This window comes from Thiohalocapsa sp. (assembly GCF_022340605.1).
In the GTDB taxonomy this organism is placed as follows: Bacteria; Pseudomonadota; Gammaproteobacteria; order Chromatiales; family Chromatiaceae; genus Thiohalocapsa.
The window spans coordinates 55,241-78,842 of sequence record NZ_JAJDNQ010000023.1 but is presented as its reverse complement, the minus strand read 5'-3'; the positions used below and the strand labels follow the sequence as shown (position 1 = coordinate 78,842).

Genomic DNA, 23,602 nt, shown 5'->3' with positions numbered 1-23,602 from the left:
GCGCGCCGAGGTGCTAGCTCAGGATCTTGCCGGCATAGTCGGCAATGCCCGGGTTGCCTTCCACGTTCTTCAACTTCGGCGTGTTGAGCTTGTCGAGCTTGACCGTCTCAACGTCGCGCAGATAGGTCGCCACGGTCTCCCAGATGGGCTCACCGGGCGACTGGCTGCCCACGGTGGCCCAGCCGGCGACCACATAGGTCTTGTCGGGGTCGATCTTGGTGCCGTCGTCGAGCTGCATGTCGCTGATGCGCTGGCCCATGTCGGCGGCCGGGTCGCAGACGTAGTCCAGCCCGCCGACGCGCACCATGTCGCCGCCCTGCTGCACGTAGGGGTCGGGGTTGAACAGGTTGTCGCAGACGTCCTCCAGGATGGCCTTGATCTCGGCGCCCGTCATCTCCCGGCGGTAGGTCTCCGGGTAGGTGATGCAGGTCTGGTCCATGACGTTGTCCATGGTGATCTTCTGCCCCGGCAGCACCGTGGTGCCCCAGCGGAAGCCGGGCGAGAGGCTGACCTGGGCGTCGTGCACCTTGCGCAGTGCGTCGCAGATGACCTGGTCGAAGGTGCCGTTGAAGTTGCCGCGGCGGTAGAGCACCTGCTCGGCGGTGGCCAGCTCCTCGGTGAGCTTGTCGCGGTAGGGCGCGCGGGTCTCCTCGATGTACTTGGCCATATCGGCGTCGGCCGGCAGCAGGTTCGAGAACACGGGCAGCAGCCGGTAGCGGTAGTCGCGGAGCTTGCCGTCTTTCACGTCCAGGTCCATGACGCCGAGGAACTTGCCGTTGGAGCCCGCGTTGGTGACCAGCGTCTTGCCGGACGCGTTCTCGACGATCGACGGCGCCGGCATGCCATCATGGGTGTGGCCACCGAAGATGACGTCGATGCCGGTGACCTTGGAGGCCATCTTGAGGTCCACGTCCATGCCGTTGTGGGAGATGACCACCACCAGGTCCGGCTCCTCCTCGGCACGGATCTTGTCCACGAACTCCTGCATGCGCGCATCCTGGATACCGAAGGTCCAGTCCGGAATGAAGCGCTGCGGGTTGGCGATCGGGGTGTACGGGAAGGCCTGACCGATGACGGCAACGCGCGCCCCACCGACATCCTTGATGGTGTAAGGGCTGAAGGCGAGCCCGGCATCCTCATCGAAGCCGCCGAAGTCCGCGAACTGGTAGTCGAACAGCGCCTCCTCGCGCACCTTGACGTTCTGCGCCACGAAATCGCCCTTGAAGGCGCGGATGTTCTTGATGACCTCGTCTTCCAGGTAGGTGAACTCCCAGTGGCCAGTCATCACGTCCACGCCGAGCAGGTTGCAGGCGCCCACCATGTCCATGCCGCGGGTCCAGTAGGCGGTACCGGAGCCCTGCCAGGTATCGCCGCCATCCATCAGCAGGGTGTTGCCGTCGCCACGCTCCGCGCGGATGCGGTCCACGAGGGTCTTCAGGTGCGCGAAGCCGCCCACCGCGCCGAACTGCTCCGCCGCCGCGGGGTAGTTCAGATAGGTGAAGGCGTGCGCCTCGATGCCGCCGGGGGTGATCCCGAAATGCTCGAGCAGGTGTTCCCCCACCAGATGCGGGGCTTTGCCGTAGGCCGGACCGACGCCGATATTCACGTTCGGCTCGCGGAAATAGATGGGATTGAGCTGCGCGTGACAATCCGTCATGTGCAGTAGGGTCACATTGCCGAACTTGGGCACCTCGTAAAGGTCGCTCGGCTGCCTGGCCTGGGCGAACACAGAGCCGGGCAGCATGCCCGCGGCTCCGGCAAGCCCCATCAGCCGCATGAATTCGCGTCGTGAAATGGACATTCGGTTATGATCTCCTCTGGTTTTCACTTAGGGCAGCTGACACTGACCCTCAGACTGCCCCTGAGTCGGGTCGCGGCTGCCGCGGGATTATGATCATCCGTGGCGATTGCGGCTCAGCACGCCGTCGTACAGATCCGGATGGCATGGAACGGCGCGCTAGTATGCCTGCGCCGAGACCGGCTTTGCCAATGCCCGAACACGGCCCGGCTGCCCGTCCGGCGCGACCCGAGACACAGAGAACAACCTCAAAGCCAGCGTTTCAGACCTCCCGCCCGATGCCGGCCCCATTGTTGCTGATCCTCCTGCTTGCCATCGGCGCCATGCCCGCCGCCGGCACCGCCGCGCCGTCCGCGCCCGCCCCCACGGCGGAGCGGCAGGTGCTCATCGGCGTGCTCAGCCACCGCGGCGACGCCCGCAGCCGGCGCGCCTGGCAGCCCACCGCGGATTATCTGACGGCGCAGATCCCGGGCTACCACTTCGATATCGCGCCACTGGACTTCGCCGCCGTGGAACCCGCCGTGGCCGCCGGCAGCGTGGACTTCGTGCTGGTCAACCCGGCCATCTACGTGCTACTGGAGGTGGAGCACGGCGTCTCGCGCATCGCGACGCTCAGAAACGGCAGCAACGGGCATGCGCGCAACGTCTTCGGCGGCGTCATCTTCACTCGCGCTGAGCGCGACGACATGACCCGCCTCGAAGACCTGGCCGGCAAACGCTTCATGGCCGTGGATCCAACCTCGCTCGGCGGCTACGAGATGGCCAACGCGGAACTGCGCAAGCATGGCGTCGATCCAGCCAAGGACTTGGGCCAGCTGGTGTTCGGCGGCATCCACGACACCGTGGTGCTGGCCGTGCGCGACGGCACCGTGGACGCCGGCACCGTACGCACCGACGTGCTGGAGCACATGGCGGACGCCGGCACCATCGATCTGGCCGACTTCAAGATCCTCGGCGCCCGTGAGGACCCGGACTTCCCGCCGCTGCACAGCACCCCGCTGTATCCGGAGTGGCCATTCAGCAAGCTGCCGGACACCCCGACGGACCTGGCCCAGGCGGTGGCCGTGGCGCTGCTGCAGATGCCGGCCGACAGCGCCGCCGCGCGTGCCGGCGACTATTCCGGCTGGACCGTAGCGCTGGACTACCAGCCGGTGCATCAGCTCCTGCGGGAGCTGCAGCGCCCCCCTTACGACGGCGAGGCGCCCTTCACGCTGGCCGACGCGCTGGCCAAGTATTGGCTCGCGGTGCTCATCGGCACGCTGGCGCTGGTGACCATGGCCCTGCTGACCAGCCGGGTCCTGCAGCTCAATCAGCGCCTGAGCCGCGCCAACACGCGCCTGGAACGCCGCCACCAGTTGATCCTGGACTCGGTGGCCGAGGGCATCTACGGGGTCGATCTCAAGGGCTGCGCCACGTTCGTCAACAAGGCCATGGAGCGCATGACCGGCTGGCGTGCCGAGGAGCTCATCGGCAACGAGACCCACGAGATCATGCACCACACCCGCGGCGACGGCGAGCCGCACCCACGTGAGGACTGCCCCGTTTACACCACCTTCCGCGACGAGCAGTCGCGCTACGTCGAGGACGACGTGTTCTGGCGGCGCAACGGCACCAGCTTTCCGGTGGAGTACAGCGCCACCCCCATCCGCGACGAGCAGGGGCAGACCATCGGCACCGTCGTCGTCTGCCGCGACATCACCGAGCGCCGCGAGGCGGCCGAGCGCTTCCGCCGCCAGGAGGCCGAGCAGACCCACTTCACGCGGCTGAGCACCTTGGGCGAGATGGCCTCGGGCATCGCGCACGAGCTGAACCAGCCGCTCACGGCCATCACCACCAACGCGCGTGCCTGTGTGCGCATGATCAATGCCGGCCGCGCCGACACCGGCACCTGCCGGGAGGTGATGACCAAGATCGCCGAGCAGGCCGAGCGCGCCGGTGAGGTGATCCGCCACATCCGCCGCTTCGTCCGCAAGGAAGAGCCGGAAATGGCGCCGGTGGCGGTGGCGGACATGTTCGAGACGGTGCTGGTGCTGATGCGCCAGGACGCGCGCCGCGCCGGCGTGGCGCTGCACCGGCAGATCGGCTTCGGCGCCGACTACGTCATGGCACAGCGCACCCAGATCGAGCAGGTGCTGCTCAATCTGGTCCGCAACGCCGTGGAGGCGATGCTGGATCAGCCCCGCGAGCGCCGCGTGCTGCTGCTCGCCAGGCGCAACGGCGACATGGTGGAGATCCGTGTCGTGGACACCGGCCCCGGCCTCGGCAAGGGCTCGCCGGAGCACCTGTTCGAGCCTTTCGTCACCACCAAGCCGCAAGGGCTCGGCGTCGGCCTGTCCATCAGCCACGGCATCGTCGAGGCCCACGGCGGGCGCCTGCGGGTGGACTCCACGCCCGGCATCGGCGCAACCTTCTTCTTCAGTCTGCCCTATGTGGACAAGCGCCACGGGGTGAATTCCGACGCCGCCTCATTACAATCCGGCGGCAACGAAAACGACCATTCCGGAGAGCACGCATGAGCAACGACCCGACGGTGTTCATCGTCGACGACGACGACGAAGTCCGCGAGGCCATCGCCCTGCTGATGGACTCCGTGGGACTCGCCGCCGAGACCTTCGACTCAGCCTGGGCCTTCCTGAACTGCTTCGACCCGGAGCGCCCCGGCTGCCTGGTGCTCGATGTGCGCATGCGGCACATGAGCGGGCTCGAGCTCCAGGAGCGGCTCTCGGAGGAACCCCTGCACCCGCCCATCATCATCATCACCGGTCATGGCGATGTGCCCATGGCCGTGCGCGCCGTCAAGAACGGTGCCGTCGACTTCATCGAGAAGCCGTTCAACGACCAGGCGCTTTTGGACGCGGTCCATCGCGCGCTGGAAGTGGACGCCGAGCAGCGCGGCCACGCGCTGGAGGTGGCGCAGATCCAGGACCGCGTCGAGCGCCTCACCAAGCGCGAGCGCGAGGTGCTGGACCAGATCCTCGCCGGCAAGCGCAACAAGGTCATCGCCGCCGACCTCGGCATCAGTCAGTCCACCGTCGAGGCCCACCGCGCCAAGGTCATGGAGAAGCTGGAGGCGCGCTCCCTGTCCGAGCTGATGCGCATGATGCTGATGCTCTACCCCGACCGGGCCAAGAGCGGACAGGAGGGCTAATCCCCCGTTTCAGCCAATCTTGCAGGGCGCCAACTCGGGTGGGGCCGAAGCCGCGGGTCCTGTTCGAAGTCTCTGCTTGTGGTCGTGCTCGTGGTCGTGGTCGTGGTCGTGGTCGTGGTCGTGGTCGGATACTCGACAACGACCACGACAACGACCTGAGGCGGTCTTGGGACTTGTCTTCTATTGCAAAGGGCAGGCCACGCAGGTTCGGCGAGGGCCGGTCGTCCGACTGCGCGAGCCGGGGACATGCCCTCGGCGCCCGCCGTCTCGCCGCCGCCGGCCCATCAAAACGCGCACACTCTTGCGTTTCGGCCACGCGCCGGGCACCATCCGCGCACTCGGACAATGATAAAAATCATTGAACGCGGCCAGCACCGGTCGCCGCCGGCACGCGCAACGCGATCGGTCCCACCCCCGGTGACCCTCGCAACCTCGCAGGCCGAGCCCTCCGGTCCGGCCACGGCGGGCGCCGCCGCCACAAGCACGACAGCGACAACCAAGGCGACATCGCAACGATGCCGCTCGACAGACACAAGCACTCAGCACGAACGACCCCCAGGAGGTATGCCATGCCCATCAAGCAGCCGCTCCTTGCCGTATCAGCGGCGACGCTCCTGACCCTCGCCAGCGCCACGGCGCTGGCCGAGATGCCGGAGCTGAACCTGAGCGGCAACGCCGAAGCCGGTAAAGAGATCGCCATGGACCGCTCGCGCGGCAACTGTATCGCCTGCCACGTGCTGCCGGGCGGCGAGTCGCCCGGCGCCATCGGCCCCGCGCTGGTCGCCATGCAGACACGCTACTCCAGCAAGCAAGACCTCGCGCAGCAGATCTGGGATCCCACCATCAAGAATCCCGACGCCGTCATGCCGCCCTTCGGCAAGCACGGCATCCTGAGCGACAAGGAGTTCGTCGACGTCGTCGAATACGTCTGGTCGCTCTGATCGAGCACGTCCGCAGCGGCACGGCAGCCTCGGCCCAAAAGCCTCTGACCGGCCGGCAAGAACCAGAAGAAAGACGACGACGACACACGTGAACCGCTCATCGGAGATCACATCGACATGAACAAGACTATCGCCACCATCACCGCCGCCTGCATCGGCGGCCTGCTGGCCACCCCCCTGGCCGCCAGCACCCCGGAAGAAGACCGCGAGGTCTGGAACGACTACTTCCAGCAGCGCTTCCCGCAAGTGGAGCGCAGCGACTTCGTCAACGGTGTCTATGCCATCGACCCCGTCGGCCGCGAGAACTGGGAGGCCATTGAAGAGTTCCCGCCCTACGAGACGTCCATCTCCAACGGCGAAGAGATGTGGAACACCCCCTTCGCCAACGGCAAGACCTACAAGGACTGCTTCCCGGACGGCCCCGCCATCGAAGGCAAGTATCCCTACTGGGACAAGGACAAGGGCATGGTCATGACGCTACCGCTGGCCATCAACGAGTGCCGTGAGGCCAACGGCGAAGAGCCGCTCAAGTACGCCAAGGGCCCCATCGCGGACCTCCTGTCCTACATCGCCTATCAGTCGCGCGGCCAGGTGATCGACGTCAAGATCCCGGCGGACGACCCGCGTGCGCTGGAAGCCTACGAGAAGGGCAAGCACTTCTTCTTCGCCCGCCGCGGCCAGCTCAACTTCAGTTGCGCCAACTGCCACGTCGGCAACTCCGGCAACCGGCTGCGCACCGAGATCCTGAGCCCGGCGCTGGGCCACACCACCCACTTCCCGGTCTACCGCTCGAAGTGGGGCGAGATGGGCACGCTGCACCGTCGCTATGAGGGCTGCAACAAGCAGGTGCGCGCCAAACCCTTCGAGCCGCAGAGCGAGGAGTACCGGGACCTCGAGTACTTCATGAGCTACATGAACAACGGACTCGAGCTGAACGGTCCGGGCGCGCGCAAATAGCACGAACCACCCGAACGCCCGCCGGCCGGACCCGCACCGGGCGCCAACTCGCCCGAACCACTTGGGGCCGGCCCATGGCCGCCGGCACACAACGCACGAGAGGAGTTTCCACTAGATGAAAATGACCAGGCTAGCCGCAGACCTGATCCTGATCGCCCTGCTCGCCGCCATCCCGCTCAGCAGCGCCTGGGCTACCACCCGGGCCGACGCCGAGGACGCCATCGCCAAGGCGGAGGCCATGCACGAGAAGGCCGTCGCCGCGAACGCGGCCGACAACCAGGCCGCGGAGATGATCGAAGAGGCCAAGTCCCTGTTGCCGTCGCATCAGTACACCAAGGCCAAGATGATCGCCTACTGGGCGATTCGCCAGGCAGAATTCGCGATGCAAGTGTCCAGCGGCGAGACCACCGTCGAGGCCGACAAGGCCGCCCAGGCGGAATCCCTCATCGCTGCGGCCGAGGCGGCGCGCGAGAAGGCCGCCTCCGTCGACGGCGAGTGGCGCGACACGGCCAAGATGATCAAGAGCGCGCAGACCCTGGCCGGCGCCGGCGAGTTCGACAAGGCGATCGAGATCGCTGCCGCCGCCGAGTTCCAGGCGAAACGGGGCTACGAGCAGGCAATGGCGGAGAAGGACGCGGACTTCCCGCAGTACATGCTGGATGCGGTCAAGTGACCACGGCTGCAACGCCGCCGCCCCCCCTTCCATTCGCCCGCGAGAGGAGACAGACACAATGACGACTGCCACCATCCCGTTCGTGTTTCAAGGCCGCGCGTTTCAACGCCGCGCGCTGCGCCTGGGCGCACTGGCCTGCGGCCTGCTCGTCGCCGGGCTGGCCACGGCCGCGGACAATCTGATCACCCGCGGACTCGAGTCCGTCGAGGTCAAGCACAACGGCGAGACCGTGGTCATCAAGCGCGGCCACGACCTCGATGCCAGGCTGCCCGAGGCCTTCCAGAAGACCCAGCGCGGCTGCCCGCCCTTCTGCGTACAGCCCATCGAGGTCCTGCCCGGCGTGCAGACCGTCGGCGAGTTGGAGGTGCTGGACTACCTCAAGCGCATGTCCGACGGCGATGACAACATCATGCTGATCGACTCCCGCACCCCGGACTGGGTCATGCGCGGCACCATCCCGGGCTCGGTCAACATCCCCTGGAACCGGATCAACACCGATGTCGAGGGCACCTTCGAGACCCCGGGCGAGGTGGACAGCTTGGTGCACATTCTCTCGGACGAGTTCGGCGCCAACTACGACGCCAACAAGGACAAGTGGGACTTCAGCAACGCAAAGACGCTGATCCTGTTCTGCAACGGCATCTGGTGCCCGCAGTCTAGCGCCAACATCAAGACCCTCGCCGGTCTCGGCTACCCCGTGCACAAGCTCAAGTGGTACCGCGGCGGCATGCAGGACTGGGTGAGCGTCGGGTTGACGACGGTGCAGCCCTAGGGAGACGCCGATTATTGGCCATCCCGGCCACCCGCTGAAGGCGCCCGATGGGCGCCTTTTTTGTGTGCTTCCGCCCGCGACTGAGGAGGCGAGCGCTTCCGGAGTCACGCCCCTCTTTGCGAACTTTGCAGTACCTGGTGCAACTGTGCGCGAGTCCCGAGAGCGTCTCAGGTCGTTGTCGTTGTTGTTGTCGTTGTTGTTGTCATGAGCGTGATCGTGGTCTTGATCATAAGTCCGTCCATTGCCGTGGGAGCGCCGTCCTCGGTGCGACGCGCGTCCGGTCGCGGCGGGGACGCCGCTCCCACGGGGCGAGCGCCTGGTGGGAGTGATGATCAAGGCCGTGGTCGTGGTGTTGATCGTGGCTCTCAATCGTGCGGAGATTCAATTACGACTCCGATTACGATTACGACATCGACATCGACATCGACATCGACATCGACCACGACCACGACCACGACCACAACAATGAGGTAGGCCGGTATTGGACGGGTCCTTGGCGGTGTCGCCCTGGAGGGCGACACTCCGGCCCACACTCCGGCCGACACTCCGCCACCGACCCTGCCCAATGCTCACCATTGACACCTCCCGGCACCGCGGCGGCCGGCGTTGGGCTATATTGCGGGATTACGTCAAGCGGGTTGCGGGTTTGTCACGGCCCTCGGCCCCACACCTGCACCGAAGACCGCGCCGAGGCATGCTGCGATGACCGAGACCGTACGTTGGCTTTCCGAGCTGGGCATGGACGACGTCCCCATCGTCGGGGGCAAGAACGCGTCGCTGGGAGAAATGATCCAGCACCTGACGGCCGTCGGCGTGCGGGTGCCAGGCGGCTTCGCCACCACGGCGGCGGCCTATCGGGAGTTCCTGTCCGCCAGCGGCCTCGCCGAGCGCATCGCCGCGGAGCTGGAGGCGCTGGACGTGGACGACATCGCCGCCCTCAGCGAGGTGGGTCCGAAGATCCGCGGCTGGATTATCGAGCAGCCCTTCCCGCCCGGCCTGGATGCGGACATCGAGGCTGCCTACCACGAGCTGGTAGGCCAGGAGGGCAACGATAGCGCCTCTTGGGCGGTGCGCTCGTCGGCCACCGCGGAAGACCTGCCGGATGCGTCCTTCGCCGGGCAGCAGGAGACCTTCCTGAACGTGCACGGCTTGGACAACGTCAAGCGCGCCATCCGCGAGGTCTTCGCGTCCCTGTACAACGACCGCGCCATCGCCTACCGCGTGCACCAGGGCTTCGCCCACGCCGAGGTGGCGCTGTCCGCCGGCGTGCAGCGCATGGTGCGCAGCGATCTCGCCTCCAGCGGCGTTATGTTCACGCTCGACACCGAGTCCGGCTACCGCGACGCCGTCTTCATCACCGCCAGCTACGGCCTCGGCGAGATGGTGGTGCAGGGCGCCGTGAACCCCGACGAGTTCTACGTGCACAAGCCGACGCTCGCCGCCAGCCGCCCGGCCATCCTGCGCCGCAGCGTCGGCGACAAGGCCATCCGCATGATTTACGCTGAGCCCGGGTCTGAGAACCCCGTCCTCACCGAAGACGTGCCGGAGGCGGACCGCCAGCGCTTCAGCCTCACGGACGCCGAGGTCGAGGACCTCGCCCGCCAGGCGGTGCTCATCGAGCAGCACTACGGCCGGCCCATGGACATCGAGTGGGCGAAGGACGGCACCGACGGCCTGCTCTACGTGGTCCAGGCGCGCCCGGAGACCGTGCAGAGCCGCTCCGGCAAGGTCATCGAGCGCTATCACCTGCAAGGCACGGGCGAGGTGCTCGCCACCGGGCGCAGCATCGGCCATCGGATCGGCGCCGGCAAGGCGCGAGTGGTGGAGTCCATCCGCGACATGGAGCACGTGCAGCCCGGCGACGTACTGGTCACGGACATGACCGATCCGGACTGGGAGCCGGTCATGAAGCGCGCCGCCGCCATCGTCACCAACCGTGGTGGGCGCACCTGCCACGCGGCCATCATCGCCCGTGAGCTGGGCGTGCCCGCGGTCGTCGGCTGCAACGACGCCACCGACAAGATCCCGGATGGTGCCGCGGTGACCGTCTCCTGCGCCGAGGGCGACACCGGCTTCATCTACGACGGCGCCCTGCCCTTCGAGCACAAGACGGCCGAGCTGGACAAGATGCCGGAGGTGCCGGTCAAGGTCATGATGAACGTCGGCAACCCGGAGCGAGCCTTCGCCTTCGCGGCGACGCCGAACGCCGGCATCGGGCTCGCGCGCCTGGAGTTCATCATCAACAACACCATCGGCATCCACCCCAAGGCGCTGCTGGAGTTCGACAATTTGCCGGCCGATCTCAAGGAGCGGATCACCCCGCGCATCGCCGCCTATCCAAGCCCGCGGGACTTCTATGTCATGCGGCTCGTCGAGGGCATCAGCACGCTAGCCGCGGCCTTCGCGCCGAATCCGGTCATCGTGCGCATGTCGGACTTCAAGTCCAACGAGTACGCCAACCTCGTCGCCGGCCCCCGCTACGAGCCGGACGAGGAGAACCCGATGCTCGGCTTCCGCGGCGCCGGCCGCTACGTGGCGGACGACTTCCGCGAGTGCTTTGCGATGGAGTGCGAGGCGCTGAAATACGTGCGCAACGAGATGGGGCTGACCAACCTGCAGATCATGATCCCCTTCGTGCGCACGCTCCGGCAGGCTCAGGCGGTCACTGAGGCGCTGGCCGAGCAGGGCCTGAAGCGCGGCGAGAACGGGCTGAAGCTCATCATGATGTGCGAGATCCCGTCCAACGCCGTGCTGGCGGAGCAGTTCCTGGAGTACTTCGACGGTTTCTCCATCGGCTCCAACGACATGACCCAGCTCACGCTCGGCATCGACCGCGACTCGGCGCTGGTGGCCGCCGACTTCGACGAGCGCGACCCGGCCGTCAAGGCCATGCTCTCCATGGCCATCCGCGCCTGCCGCGCGCAGGGCAAGTACGTCGGCATCTGCGGCCAGGGCCCGTCGGACCACGCCGACTTCGCCGACTGGCTGGTGAAGGAAGGCATCGAGAGCGTCTCGCTGAACCCGGACACCGTCATCGACACCTGGCTGTACCTGGCCGAGCACGCGGGCAGCTGACGCTCGATTGCACCGCCGGCGTCCAGTCGGCGGTGCGGGTGGCCTTGATCGCGCACACCACCGCGAACGTAGAACGTAGGATGGGCAAAGCGCAGCGTGCCCATGTTGCAAGCTGCAGGCATTGCATCGCCGTGCCGCGGACCATGGGTTTGACTGCGAGGGGATTCTGCTCCATGTTTGCGCGCAGTCGCACCAAACCGCAATAATCACCCGCTCCGCCGAGGACTCGCGCATGCAGCCGGCTCCCGCAACGCCGAACGCGAGCGTTCATTTGCGCATGCCCCCTGGCCTGCGCATGGACGACGAGCAGTTTTTCGCATTCTGCCGCTCGCACCGGATTTCGTCATCGAGCTCGCCTCCCCGACCGACGCCCCCGAAAAGCTTGCCGAGAAGATGGCCGAGTACCGCGCCTGCGGCGTCCGGCTCGGCTGGCTGCTGCTGCCCGACGGGCCGCAAGTGCACGTGTACCGGCCAACCTCGCCGCCCGTCGTGATCGACGCCCCGGAGCACATGGATGGCGGCGACGTGCTGCCCGGCTTTCGGCTCGACCTGCGCCCTATCTGGGCATCCGCGCTCTAGCACCTGGGACGGAAATCGGCCTGAACGCCTCGACACCTGCGCTTCAAGGACCGGACGCTGTGGGTGGATACCACCCTGTGCCGGCGGTTACCATGCACCGCGCTAGTGCACCCATGCGGAAGTATCGAGGCCACTCTCAAGGCCACCCGCGGCGCTGATCCGTGTCGACCTGGAGGCCGACGGCGGCTGAGTTCGGCGGAATCTGAGACAATACCCGGCGTTTGTCGACACGCACGAGGTATTGCATGAGCAACTACGACGTCTACGCCCTGGGCAACGCGCTGGTGGACATGGAATACGAGGTCGCCCCCGAGGACCTCAGGCACCTGGACATCGACAAGGGCGTGATGACGCTCGTGGATGAGGCGCATCAGCTGCGCATCATGGAGCACCTGCGCGAGCGCCATCATCACCGCGGCTCCGGCGGCTCGGCGGCCAACTCCATCATCGCCCTAGCCCAGTTCGGCGGCAGCGGCTGGTACTCGTGCAAGGTGGCCAATGACGAGCTCGGCCACTTTTACCTCAAGGACCTGCGCGACGGCGGCGTCGCCACCCGCGACACCAGCTTCCTCGAACAAGGCGACACCGGCCGCTGCGTGGTGCTGGTGACCCCGGACTCCGACCGCACCATGTGCACCTATCTCGGCATCAGCGGCAACCTGTCGCTGCACGAGCTGGACCAGGATGCGCTGAAGGGCTCCAAGTGGTTCTACACCGAGGGCTATCTGGTCACATCCGACACCGCCCGCGTCGCCGCCATCGAGGCGCGCAAGCTGGCCGAGCGCTCCGGCGTCCGCACGGCGCTGTCCCTGTCCGACCCGAACATGGTCCGGTTCTTCAAGGACGGGCTGATGGAGATGATCGGCGAGGGCGTGGACATGGTCTTCGCCAACGAGGAAGAGGCCATGGGCATGGCCGAGGCCGATAGCCTGGACGATGCCGTCGCCTACCTCAAGACCATCGCCCGGGAGTTCGCCATCACCCGCGGCCCCAAGGGCGCGCTGGTTTGGGACGGCCAGCAGGCCATGGACATCGCCCCGGTGCCGGTGACCCCCGTGGACACGGTCGGTGCAGGTGACATGTTTGCAGGGGCCTTTTTGTACGGCCTGACCCAGGGCTGGAGCCACCAGCGCGCCGGAGACTTGGCCTCCGCCGCATCCGCGAAGCTCGTGACCAGTCTCGGACCACGGATCAGCACGGCCGAGAGCCGCGCCATCCTGGATCGCTTTGAATGATCGAGGCCAAAGGCCGACGACGCCACTCCACCACAACCAGTCTAGGGAAACATCATGCACGCAAATCGCATCCTGATGCTGCCGCTGGCAGCCTTCGCCGCAACGCTTGCCCCGACCATCCAGGCGGATTGCAGCGATCCCCTGGTCTCGGGATCGACCCTGAACAACAGCCTGGTCTGCGCGTCCAAGCCCGGTCAGACGGGCGATCCGAACCAGCGCTGGTCCGAGATACACAACGGCGATGGCGCAAGCCCGCAGACGCTGGGCGAGCACGGCCGTGGCACCACGGACAAGAACGGCTCCTATGACGCGAACGTCGGCACATGGAGTTATTCCGGCAGCTCAGTCACCTACAACTACACCGGCGACGGCACTTACACCTTCGACCTACGTGGGGCAGGCGACGAGCCACAGTTTTTCTGCTCCGGCAGCAGCGAAATCGCCGAGATCAAGGCGGTCACAGCGATTCCCGATCCAGCGGCCACCAATCCCTGCGGCTGGTGACACTCCGCCCAGCCCGGCCGCCGATGACTGCAAACGCATAGCGCAGGCGCTAACCTGGCGCTGACCTCCGTCCAATGCCGCCGGACGTGAGTCTTCAGCCAGGCATGACGCGCGGTACAGGCGGGGCGTCGTTGGCACGTCCGCCGCTTTTGCGCCGACGTGTCCTGGCATCTTTCCCGCGCACCAGTATCACCGCGCAAAAGGCGCCGAGATATAACAGCATCGCCGTCCGCGGCGCATCCACGGTACTGCCGAGCGCTCCGACGCTCAGGAAACCCGTCAGCGCCCCGGCGAACGCGACACCCTCGTACCTGCCGGCACGGATCGCCGGCAGCAGCACGGCGAACGCGGCGATCAGCAAGACCGCGGTGGCCAGCAGGCCCAGCAACCCCTGCGCAAAGTAGGTCTCCACGAACTGCTCGTGGATATGCCAGGCGGGGTCCTGGTCGGTGACGAACAGCCAACGCTCCGCGCCGTGCTCGAAGCCGCCGTTCGCAATCAGCTCCCGGCCCTGCGGCGAGGTGAGACTGACGTCGTCCACATCGATCGGCCCCACACCCGCGTTGTAGAGCGACAGCTTGACGGGGCCATGCGGCCAGCGTCCGCCGCTGCCGACCTGCCCACTGCGGACCTGTATGGCCAATGTCTGCCACTGCCCGGGTGTCTGTGGTTTCAGTCTGTTCCAGACGCAGGAGAACGAATACAACAGGGCCTTCTCGCACAGCGGCACGCTGAGCCGCGCGCCGGCCTCGTATCCGCGCACACGCAGCGTCAGGAGATACCGGGTTTGCGCCCGCACTGGCACACGCTGATCCAGGTACACCGCCTCGCCCTTGCCGAGGTGCAGGTAGCCGTTGTCGTTGTGCTTGCGCACTTCGAACGTGCCCGCCGCCTTGTCCGGCGGGGACGCGAGCAGGTACTGCACGGGATAGCGCCCGAAACCCTCCCCGAACGTAGTAGTCAGGAAACCATCGTCCATCAGACCGATGGCGTGGCGCCAATGCACGAGACGGGTGTTGAGATCCGCACCAATCCGGGCCAGCCGCTCGCCTGCAAAACCCGTCGTCAGCGCCGGCACCGCCGCGGCCCCCACCACGGCGAGCATGCCGAACAGCACCAGCCAGCGCGCTTTCGGCAGGGACTTCACGCCGGCGAGCAAGCCCAGCAACACGACCACCGAGCCCACCGCGAAGCCGCCGTAACCGCCGCGTGAGAAGGTCACCAACATCGCATAGGCAGCAACGGGCACGAGCATTGCGCCGAGTGCAAGTTGCCAGCGGCGCCGCCCGATGAACATCCAGACCAGCATCATCGGGAAGGCGAACGCCAGATACGCCTCCACGTAGGCGCCACCGTCATGCATGCTGGCGAAGGGCCCGCTGACGCGAAATACCTCATCGAGGTCGAACAGACCGACGTGCACGACGCGCTCGTAGACGACGACGGTGCAAACTGCGATCAGGCCGACGACCGCTCCCGGCAGCAACAGCCGCGATGCCCGCGTCGAACCCAGCAAGCGCCGGAAGCGGCGCAGCAGCGGCACCGCCAGCAAGGCCCAGAGCAGTCCCTTGCCCGCATACCAGGGCGCCAGCAAGGGGTGAGATGACGCGATCCAGCGCTCGCTGCCGCGTGACGCGTCGAGGCCGATACCCGTGGCAACGAGCCAGCTCGCCCCCAACAGCAGCAGCGCGAGCCCAAGCCAGACATTCGGCAGTCGAGCGGGCCTGATGCCGGACAGCCGCAATCCGGCCGCGCCGAGGCCCACCAGCACGATCAGGTCGAAGGCATTCAGCAGCAGTTGCCCACTCCAGGGCGTCAGATCCAGCACCGGCAGTCCCACCGGCACCACTGCCAGCCAGAGCCAGGGCCAACGCCACAGCGCCACGGCGAAGAGCGCCAATGCGGCGGCGAGCCAGAACTGCGCAAACGGATACAGCACGATGCCGGTCACCGTCGCCGCTCCACAGCCCAGCGCATAGAGGTAGCCGAGTATCGTTGGCTCCGGAAACGACTCGTCACGCACCGCGAGCATCTGTCGGAACTTGCCGGCAGCACCCTGCACCGATGCCGAGCCCCGCACCATGGCACGGGGCTGCGCCGGCACGGCCGGCGTCGGCAGCGGCGCCGGTTCGATAACGATAGGTTCCGGCTCCGATCGCGGCCCCCGTGGTGCTCCGGACAGCGCGTGGCCGTCGGACATCGACCGCTTGGCGGCACGCGGGTCCGAGGTGGGCGCGAGCGCATGGAACGCGGGGCGCGGTGCGACACCCCGCGACGTCACGGTCGTGCTAAGCAGCCGACCGAGCCAAGTCGCCGCCGCATAGGCGAGCCATGCCCCGACAGCGGCAATGATCAGGTTCGTCGGATCGGGGCGCGCGCCGGGTGCAAACAGCTTGCCGGCTTCGATCACCAGCGCCATCCCCGTGGCGACAACGGCTGGCCACCATTGGGATGCCCGTCCACCCGCTCGGGCAAACGCTCGCAGCCAGGCCGCAACGCCGATGGGCGCATACATCGCCAGCTGCGCCAACAGGCTCACCATGGCCACCGGTTCCGAGGTCCAGTAGTGGTAGTAGAACGGCTCCCAGTCGAGCGTGGACAATTTCTGCACCGCGCCGGCAAACCCCAGCCAGGCACCATTCCACCACCCGGACAGCGCCATGACGGCGAGCACATAGGGGACCGCCAGCCACGGCACCAGGCGCCACCCCAGGGCCGCCAAGGCACCGATGTCGTGATGCGTGGTCAGACGACGGCCCAACAGGCCGCCGAGCAGAACCCCGAGCCCCCGCAGCAGTATCGACAGGAGCAGGCCCTTCCCGGAGACCAACACCAGCTGTAACGGTTCCAGCACCAGGCCGACGCCGATGCCAAGCAGGAACAACCGCGCCAGCGGCCAACGCGGATGAAGCAGAATCAGTAAAAGCCCGAGGGGCGCGATGCTCAGGACCTCCACCACCCAGAAGGCGAAACAGCGCAACCAGCTCTCACAGCCGAAGGAAAGGAAGGCGCGGCCCTGCTCCCGGAGCACCGCATGCAGCTCCGCACGCGAGACCACGAAATCGTACGGAAACAGCGACAGCAGCAGGTAGGCGACGACAAAGACCACCAGCACGGCGAGCACGGATGCGCGGCCGCCGCGCGCGAACGCAAGGCCCAACCGAACCACTTGCCAGCGACCGAACAGCCACAGTGACGCGCCGATACCCGCACCGATCGCCTCGGCCAGCAGATCGTTCAGCGACACAGTCCGTGGCGCAAAGAAGATCTGCGTGAACTCCACGGCAACGGCGATGGCTGTACACAGGAGGAACACAAGCAAGGCCGCGACGGGCGCCAGCAGACCCTCAACGCGGAGGCCGAAGAGCGCCGCGCAGCCCAGGAACGCGAGCGGCACATAGAGGACGATGTTCGCCACCCAGTCCGCACGGGACGCCGCGCCCAGGTGCAGCAGGCGGATGTGGGAGAACTGCGTCAGCGCCTGGCCTAAAGGCACATCCCGCCACTCGAACGGGACCAGGCTGCCGTAGACGACGAACGCGAGGTAGACAAGACACAAGAGCCACCAGCGTGGCTCCTTGAAGCCCTGTGCCAAGACGTCCGTGACCGGTGCGGTCCTCAACACGCGACAGCGACCACGCCCCCTCGCGCGAACCGGAAACCGCAAGCGAGCGGGGGCAACGGCATCTCGCGAACGCTCACTGCCGAGCGCCGACGAGCGGCTCGCAGACTCACGAGCATCACCCCCTCAGTCCGCGTCGGCCGTCGCCCCTGGGACGGCATCGGGGGGCGGGTCATCGGCCCGGGGCAATAGCGGGTTGTGGGCGAAACGACGCGTCGCATAGGCGACCCAAACAGGATACTGCGCAAAGGCGAGCAACAGCATCACCGCCAGATAGCTCAGCAGGTAGTGGCCGAACAACTGTGCGCCCCGAAGGTCGTAGTCGGAGCGGCTGCCACTGAAGAGGAACTCCAGCGCGGAGAGACTGGACTGCGGCCCCAGCACCCGCGGCTCGGTGGCCAGTAGCAACACGGCGTAGCTGAGCGGTGCGAACAGCACGACACCGAAAAGCGCCGCGAACGTACCCGTGAAGACCCCGGCGAATCGCTCTGCGGCCAGCGACGCCACGGCGGCCATCAGCAGCATCCAAAGCGCCAGCGCCAGCCATGACAGTGGATTGGCGCCCCCGCGCAGCAACACGGTGACATTGTCAGTGGCGGCGACGACCACGACGATCCAGTAGCCAACCCCCAGGAAGAGCGCCGCATAGAGCACCCACCACAGGAAGCGCAACGGATCGGACGATCGGGTGATGGCGAAGAGCAAGGCGGTGCCACCCGCGACCGACACGGACACGACGAGGAACAGCGCGACGAAGCGGATCAGTCGCTCCAACTCCGCGGCGATCGGCCATTGGGACGGACCCACCAAGTCCTGCACGCTGGCAATGGGCGTCGCATAGCGAAACACCAGGAAAACCAGCACCGCATGCGCCAGGATGGCGATGGGAAACAGCCAGGCCCAGGGCCTGGGCTCGCGGATCAGCAAAAGCCCCAGCAGCGCCGGCGGCCCCAGCGCCAGCAGCACCATCACCGCGAATAGCAGCGCCTGGAGCGGCGTCGGCCGGCTGCCGAAGAGCTCGCGCACGTGATAGGGCACGCCGGGCGTCACCGCCACCACGTACAGCAGTACTGATGCAACCGCCAGAATGACCAGCACCCGCAGGGCCAGAAAGACGATGGCCTGGCGGCGCTGTGCTCCACCGAAGGCGTAACGAACACGCATCGGATCGGTCGTCGCCTCCCCGGTAACCTGGAATTACGGGCCAGTCATCGGCGCCTGCAAGCGCGAGGCCGGCTACCCCGCGAAGGCAGCCTCGCACAACGACAACAGCGCCGCCGGGAACATGCCCAGCACCAGCATCGACAGGCCGTTGACGCTGACAGCGATGCGGGCATCACGTGTGCTGTCCACCGGGGCGTCGCTCACAGGCTTGTCGAAGTAGATCATCTTGACGACACGCAGATAGTAGAAGGCCCCGACGATCGAGAACACCACCGCTACCACTGCGAGCCAGACCAGCCCGATGTCGATGACAGCCTGCAGCACCAGCAGCTTGGCCATGAAGCCCACCAGCGGCGGCACGCCGGCCATCGAGAACATCACCAGCGTCATCATCGCCGCAAGCCAGGGATCACGGTCACCCAGGCCCTTAAGGTCGTCGAGGTTCTCCGCCTCGAAGCCCTGATGCGAGAGCATCACCAGCACGCCGAACGCACCGGCGGCCATCAAGGCGTAGACAACAGCATAGAACATCGCGGCAACATAGCCTTCATGGGTCCCGGCCAGCAGCCCCAGGAAGATGAAGCCCACGTGCGAAATGGTCGAATAGCCGAGCATGCGCTTGATGTTGCTCTGCGCGATGGCCACCACATTGCCGATGCCCATCGACAGCACCGACAGGATGATCAGGATATCCGACCAGTCGGAGCCAAGCCCGGCCAGCGCATCGACCAGGATGCGCACCGCCATCGCGAACGCGGCCACCTTGGGCGCGCTGGACAGGAACAGCGCCACCGGCGCCGGCGCGCCCTGGTAGACGTCCGGGATCCACATGTGGAACGGAACGGCGCCGAACTTGAAGGCGATGCCGATGATCACAAAGACCAGCCCGAACACCAGAATGCGGCTCTCCGCTCCGTCGGCGGACATCGCCTGTGCCACCGGCGCGAAGCCGAGCTCTCCGGTTGCCCCGTAGATCATGGAGATGCCGTACAGCAACATGCCGGAGCCGAGCGCACCGAGCACGAAGTACTTCATCGCCGCCTCCGCGCCGGCGCCGGAGTCGCGATTGAAGGCAACCAGCGCATACAGGCACAGGGCCAGCAACTCCAGACCCAGGTAGATGGTCAGGAAGCCATTGGCGGAGATCATCACCAGGATGCCGAGCAGCGCGAACAGCACCAGCACGTGGAACTCGCCCACCCACATGTTGCGCTCGCGCATGTAGCGCGCCGAGTACGCGAAGGCGAGCAGGGTCACCACCAGCACAGCGCCCTTCAGCAGGTCGCTCAGCGGGTCGCGCACGAAGGCGCCGCCGAAGGCCAGTGTCGGCTCGGGTCCAAAGCTCAGCCCCACGACACCGACGGCGAGCAGCGCAAGCACCAGACCCGCGAAGGTGATGAGCTGGTTCGCATCCTTGCGGTCGGCTGGCAAGTACAGATCGACGACGAGTACGGTGCACGCCGTAATCAGGACGACCAGTTCCGGCAGCAGCGTGAAGAGATCGATGGCTTGAAAGCTCATGGGCATAGTCCCGTCATTCTGCGCGAGCCGCGGCGAGTGCAACGGCCGTGGCACCGCCGGCATCGGCAGTGGCGGCCGCCGGCAGCTTGCTCACCTGTACCTGCTGCACCAAGTGCTGGATGGAAGGCTCCATCACGTCCACCAGCGGCTTAGGCCAGATGCCGATGGCCAACGTCGCCGCGGCGAGAGCCCCCAGGTTCAGCACCTCGCGGCGGTTGAGGTCCTGGAGCGCCGCCACGTGCTCGTTGCCCACCGGGCCGAAAATGACGCGCTTGACCATCCACAGGGTGAACGCCGCGGCCAGGATCAGTGTCGTCGCCGCCAGCAGTGCAAACCAGAAGTCCGCATGGAAGGTGGCGAGGATCACCATGAACTCGCCGACGAAGCCGGAGGTGCCGGGCAGACCGGCGTTGGCCATCGCAAAGAACACCGCGAAGGCCCCGAACCAAGGCATGGTGTTGATAACGCCACCATAGTCGGCGATCTGCCGCGTATGCATGCGGTCGTAGAGGACGCCGACGCAGAGGAAGAGCGCCCCCGAGATGAAGCCATGCGAGATCATCTGTACCATGCCGCCCGACATGCCAAACGCGGCACCCTGTGCGCTGCCGGTCTCGCGCACGATGGCAAACACGATGAAGAAGCCCAGGGTCACGAAGCCCATGTGCGCGATGGACGAATAGGCGATCAGCTTCTTCATGTCCTGCTGCACAAGCGCGACGAAGCCGATGTAGACCACCGCAATCAGCGACAGTGCGATGATCAGCCAGTCCAGCTCCGCGCTCGCATCCGGTGTAATGGGCAGACTGAAGCGCAGAAATCCGTACCCGCCGATCTTCAGCATGATGGCCGCCAGGATCACCGAGCCGCCCGTGGGCGCCTCCACGTGCGCATCCGGCAGCCAGGTATGCACCGGGAACATCGGCACCTTCACGGCAAACGCCACCAGGAAGGCGAAGAAGATCAGTACCTGCGCCGTCATGCCCAGCTCCAGGGCATGGAAGTCCAGAATGCTGAAGCTGTCGGCCTGGAAGAACATGTAGATCAGCGCGACCAACATGAACACCGAGCCGAAGAAGGTGTACAGGAAGAACTTGATGGTGGCGTAGACACGGTTTGGCCCGCCCCAGACCCCGATGATAATGAACATCGGGATCAGCATCGCCTCCCAGAAGAAATAGAACAGAATCGCATCCAGCGCCGAGAAGACGCCCACCATGATGCCCTCCATGATCAGGAAGGCACCCATGTAATACGACGGCCGATAGGTGATCACCTCCCAGCCGGCGATGATCACGAAGATGGTGATAAAGGTGGTGAGCAGGATCAACGGCATCGAAATGCCGTCGACGCCGAGGTAGTACTGGATCTTGAGCGCCGGAATCCAGTCCGCCCGCTCGACGAACTGCATCGCCGCCGTGCCGCTGTCGAACGCGAGCCACAGCGGCAGGCTCACGACGAAGGCCGCAACCGCAATGCCGAGCGCAAGGCGCTTGGTGGTCTCCGCGTGCTTGTCGCCATTGGCGATGACGGCGAGGCCGCCGATGATGGGCAGCCAGATGACCAGCGAGAGCCAGGGGAATTGGGACAACATGGGTAGGTCTCTCCTGGGCTCGTTACAGCGCGACGAACAGGGTCAGCAGGGCCACCAGGCCGATGATCATCGCAATGGCGTAGTGGTACAGATAGCCGGTCTGGAGGTGGCGCATGACGCCGGCGGCATAGCCCACCATGCGCGCCGAACCGTTGACGATGGCACCGTCGATGAGCGTGCGGTCGCCGGCGTTCCAGAGGAACTTGCCGATGTCGCGGCCGCCACCGGCAAACACCTTCTGGTTAAAGTCATCAAAGCCGTACTTGTCTTGCAGCACCCGGGTGACCCAGCCGCCCTTCTGCTGGATCTGGTCATCGATGGCGGGGTTGCGCGTGTGCATGACGAGCCAGACGACGGTCGCGAGCACCAGCCCGCTCATCGCCAGCCAGAATGGCCATCCCAGCATGCCGTGCTCGATGAAGGCGAGTTGCCCGTGCCAGTGCTCGGCCAGATGCGCCAGCGAGTTGTGCTCAGGCAGCACGAAGATGGCATCGCCGAACCAGTCCTTCACCAGCAGCGGCTCGATGGCAAACCAGCCGATGAACACCGATGGCACCGCCAGGGCAATGAGCGGCACGGTCACCACCCAGGGCGTCTCGTGCAGGTGCGAGCGGGTGTTCTCGTCCATGCGCGGCTGGCCGTGGAACACGAGGTAATACATGCGGAAGCTGTACAGGGCCGTGATCAGCGCACCCACGGTGAGCAGCAGCCAGGCGAGGCCCGAGCCGAATACGTGCGAGTCGCCCACCGCCTCGATGATGGCGTCCTTGGAGAAGAAGCCGGAGAAGCCCGGGAAGGCAATCAGCGCAAGGGAGCCGATCAGGGCAGTGATCCAGGTGATGGGCATGTACTTGCGCAGGCCGCCCATGTTGCGGATGTCCTGGTCGTGGTGCATCGCGATGATCACCGAGCCCGCTGCAAGGAACAACAGCGCCTTGAAGAATGCGTGCGTCATCAGGTGGAAGATGCCGGCGGCATAGGCCGAAGCGCCGAGCGCCGCGGTCATGTAGCCGAGCTGCGACAGCGTCGAATAGGCGATGACGCGCTTGATGTCGTTCTGGACCAGGCCGATGAGCCCCATGAAGAAGGCGGTGACGGCACCCACCAGCAGCACGAAGGACAGCGCCGTCGTGGACAGCTCGTACAGCGGCGACATGCGCGCCACCATGAAGATGCCCGCGGTAACCATGGTCGCCGCATGGATCAGCGCCGAAATGGGGGTCGGGCCTTCCATGGAGTCCGGCAGCCAGACGTGCAGGGGCACCTGCGCCGACTTGCCCATCGCACCGATGAACAACAGAATGCAGATCAAGGTCATCAGCGAGACGCCGCCGAACAGCGCCACCTGGGCATCGGCGAGGTCCGGCGCCTTGGCGAACACGCTCGCGTAGTCCAGTGTGCCGAAGTACATGGCCACCGCGGCGATGCCGAGAATGAAGCCGAAGTCGCCGACGCGGTTGACCAGGAACGCCTTCAGGTTGGCGAAGATGGCAGACTCGCGCGTGGACCAGAAGCCGATCAGTAGGTAAGAAACCAGGCCCACCGCCTCCCAGCCGAAGAACAACTGCAAGAAGTTGTTCGACATCACCAGCATCAGCATCGAGAAGGTGAACAGCGAGATGTAGCTGAAGAAGCGCTGATAGCTGTTGCGCCCGGTGAGCGCACCTTCAGGCCAGTTGTGCTCGTCGTCGGCCATATAGCCGATGGTGTAGACATGCACCATCAGCGATACGAAGGTCACGGTCGCCATCATCATGGCAGTGAGCCGGTCCACCAGGAAGCCGACTTCCAGGTGCATGCCGTCGGATACCAGCCAGGTGTAGACGGGACCGTTGAAGGGCTGCGCATCCTGCCAGATGAAGCGCGACAGCACCCACAGCGACAGCACCGCGGAGATGCCGACACCGGCGATGGTGACCCGGTGCGACCATGTGCGGCCGATGCGGCCGCCGAAGAAGCCGGCGACGATGGCGCCCACGAGCGGCGCCAGGACGATCAGTAGATAGACGTTCTGCATCG

At 66.1% G+C, this 23,602-nt stretch carries 16 protein-coding genes; 10 read left to right on the top strand and 6 right to left on the bottom strand.

Going from position 1 to position 23,602, the window contains the following annotated elements; translation table 11 throughout:
- Positions 1–13: 13 nt before the first annotated feature.
- A complete protein-coding gene (gene soxB, locus LJE69_RS02815) occupies positions 14–1,801 on the bottom strand; it encodes a thiosulfohydrolase SoxB (RefSeq protein WP_296921284.1) in 1,788 nt (595 codons plus the stop codon).
- A gap of 275 nt (positions 1,802–2,076) precedes the next feature.
- On the opposite strand from soxB, the gene LJE69_RS02810 reads away from it, so the two are divergent.
- The 10 genes from LJE69_RS02810 to LJE69_RS02765 all read left to right on the top strand — a co-directional run bounded on the left by LJE69_RS02810 (position 2,077) and on the right by LJE69_RS02765 (position 13,682).
- Positions 2,077–4,314 (top strand): PhnD/SsuA/transferrin family substrate-binding protein, encoded by a 2,238-nt coding sequence (locus LJE69_RS02810; RefSeq protein ID WP_296921283.1) that lies wholly within the window; start codon positions 2,077–2,079, stop codon positions 4,312–4,314.
- Positions 4,311–4,946, top strand: coding sequence for a response regulator transcription factor (locus tag LJE69_RS02805; protein ID WP_296921281.1), 636 nt, complete (start codon positions 4,311–4,313; stop codon positions 4,944–4,946). The genes LJE69_RS02810 and LJE69_RS02805 overlap by 4 nt, the downstream gene beginning before the upstream one ends.
- A gap of 569 nt (positions 4,947–5,515) precedes the next feature.
- Positions 5,516–5,887 carry a sulfur oxidation c-type cytochrome SoxX gene (gene soxX, locus LJE69_RS02800; RefSeq protein ID WP_296921280.1) on the top strand — a complete coding sequence of 124 codons (372 nt, stop codon included), beginning with the start codon at positions 5,516–5,518 and terminating at the stop codon, positions 5,885–5,887.
- Between the two features lie 117 nt (positions 5,888–6,004).
- Positions 6,005–6,844, top strand: coding sequence for a sulfur oxidation c-type cytochrome SoxA (soxA, locus tag LJE69_RS02795; protein ID WP_296921278.1), 840 nt, complete (start codon positions 6,005–6,007; stop codon positions 6,842–6,844).
- Positions 6,845–6,959: 115 nt separating this feature from the next.
- A complete protein-coding gene (locus LJE69_RS02790; protein ID WP_296921276.1) occupies positions 6,960–7,517 on the top strand; it encodes a hypothetical protein in 558 nt (185 codons plus the stop codon).
- A 58-nt stretch (positions 7,518–7,575) separates the two neighbouring features.
- On the top strand, positions 7,576–8,289 hold the full coding sequence (locus LJE69_RS02785) for a rhodanese-like domain-containing protein (RefSeq protein ID WP_296921274.1): 714 nt from the start codon (positions 7,576–7,578) through the stop codon (positions 8,287–8,289).
- Positions 8,290–8,991: 702 nt separating this feature from the next.
- Positions 8,992–11,364: a phosphoenolpyruvate synthase gene (gene ppsA / locus LJE69_RS02780; RefSeq protein WP_296921272.1), complete on the top strand. Its 2,373-nt coding sequence runs from the start codon at positions 8,992–8,994 to the stop codon at positions 11,362–11,364.
- A 177-nt stretch (positions 11,365–11,541) separates the two neighbouring features.
- Complete coding sequence (locus tag LJE69_RS02775; protein WP_296921271.1) at positions 11,542–11,943, top strand: Uma2 family endonuclease; 402 nt, start codon at positions 11,542–11,544, stop codon at positions 11,941–11,943.
- A 245-nt stretch (positions 11,944–12,188) separates the two neighbouring features.
- Complete coding sequence (locus LJE69_RS02770) at positions 12,189–13,178, top strand: adenosine kinase (RefSeq protein ID WP_296921269.1); 990 nt, start codon at positions 12,189–12,191, stop codon at positions 13,176–13,178.
- Positions 13,179–13,253: 75 nt separating this feature from the next.
- The gene (locus LJE69_RS02765) at positions 13,254–13,682 is read left to right on the top strand and encodes a hypothetical protein (RefSeq protein ID WP_296921267.1); all 429 of its coding nucleotides are present in this window, start codon (positions 13,254–13,256) and stop codon (positions 13,680–13,682) included.
- Positions 13,683–13,776: 94 nt separating this feature from the next.
- Here the strand turns inward: LJE69_RS02765 and LJE69_RS02760 are convergent, their stop codons facing one another.
- The 5 genes from LJE69_RS02760 to nuoL form a co-directional block, all read right to left on the bottom strand.
- Positions 13,777–17,307: a VanZ family protein gene (locus tag LJE69_RS02760; protein ID WP_296921264.1), complete on the bottom strand. Its 3,531-nt coding sequence runs from the start codon at positions 17,305–17,307 to the stop codon at positions 13,777–13,779.
- Positions 17,308–17,430: 123 nt separating this feature from the next.
- Positions 17,431–18,468, bottom strand: coding sequence for a hypothetical protein (locus LJE69_RS02755; RefSeq protein ID WP_296921262.1), 1,038 nt, complete (start codon positions 18,466–18,468; stop codon positions 17,431–17,433).
- 72 nt (positions 18,469–18,540) lie between these two features.
- The gene (gene nuoN, locus LJE69_RS02750) at positions 18,541–19,989 is read right to left on the bottom strand and encodes an NADH-quinone oxidoreductase subunit NuoN (RefSeq protein WP_296921261.1); all 1,449 of its coding nucleotides are present in this window, start codon (positions 19,987–19,989) and stop codon (positions 18,541–18,543) included.
- 13 nt (positions 19,990–20,002) lie between these two features.
- A complete protein-coding gene (locus LJE69_RS02745; protein ID WP_296921259.1) occupies positions 20,003–21,583 on the bottom strand; it encodes an NADH-quinone oxidoreductase subunit M in 1,581 nt (526 codons plus the stop codon).
- A gap of 22 nt (positions 21,584–21,605) precedes the next feature.
- Positions 21,606–23,600 (bottom strand): NADH-quinone oxidoreductase subunit L, encoded by a 1,995-nt coding sequence (gene nuoL, locus LJE69_RS02740; RefSeq protein ID WP_296921257.1) that lies wholly within the window; start codon positions 23,598–23,600, stop codon positions 21,606–21,608.
- Positions 23,601–23,602 lie beyond the last annotated feature (2 nt).

Bases quoted from the DNA above. Each gene is read 5' to 3' on its own strand.
- soxB (WP_296921284.1), bottom strand. From the start codon at position 1,801: ATGTCCATTTCACGACGCGAATTCATGCGGCTGATGGGGCTTGCCGGA.
- LJE69_RS02810 (WP_296921283.1), top strand. From the start codon at position 2,077: ATGCCGGCCCCATTGTTGCTGATCCTCCTGCTTGCCATCGGCGCCATG.
- LJE69_RS02805 (WP_296921281.1), top strand. From the start codon at position 4,311: ATGAGCAACGACCCGACGGTGTTCATCGTCGACGACGACGACGAAGTC.
- soxX (WP_296921280.1), top strand. From the start codon at position 5,516: ATGCCCATCAAGCAGCCGCTCCTTGCCGTATCAGCGGCGACGCTCCTG.
- soxA (WP_296921278.1), top strand. From the start codon at position 6,005: ATGAACAAGACTATCGCCACCATCACCGCCGCCTGCATCGGCGGCCTG.
- LJE69_RS02790 (WP_296921276.1), top strand. From the start codon at position 6,960: ATGAAAATGACCAGGCTAGCCGCAGACCTGATCCTGATCGCCCTGCTC.
- LJE69_RS02785 (WP_296921274.1), top strand. From the start codon at position 7,576: ATGACGACTGCCACCATCCCGTTCGTGTTTCAAGGCCGCGCGTTTCAA.
- ppsA (WP_296921272.1), top strand. From the start codon at position 8,992: ATGACCGAGACCGTACGTTGGCTTTCCGAGCTGGGCATGGACGACGTC.
- LJE69_RS02770 (WP_296921269.1), top strand. From the start codon at position 12,189: ATGAGCAACTACGACGTCTACGCCCTGGGCAACGCGCTGGTGGACATG.
- LJE69_RS02765 (WP_296921267.1), top strand. From the start codon at position 13,254: ATGCTGCCGCTGGCAGCCTTCGCCGCAACGCTTGCCCCGACCATCCAG.
- LJE69_RS02755 (WP_296921262.1), bottom strand. From the start codon at position 18,468: ATGCGTGTTCGTTACGCCTTCGGTGGAGCACAGCGCCGCCAGGCCATC.
- nuoN (WP_296921261.1), bottom strand. From the start codon at position 19,989: ATGAGCTTTCAAGCCATCGATCTCTTCACGCTGCTGCCGGAACTGGTC.
- LJE69_RS02745 (WP_296921259.1), bottom strand. From the start codon at position 21,583: ATGTTGTCCCAATTCCCCTGGCTCTCGCTGGTCATCTGGCTGCCCATC.
- nuoL (WP_296921257.1), bottom strand. From the start codon at position 23,600: ATGCAGAACGTCTATCTACTGATCGTCCTGGCGCCGCTCGTGGGCGCC.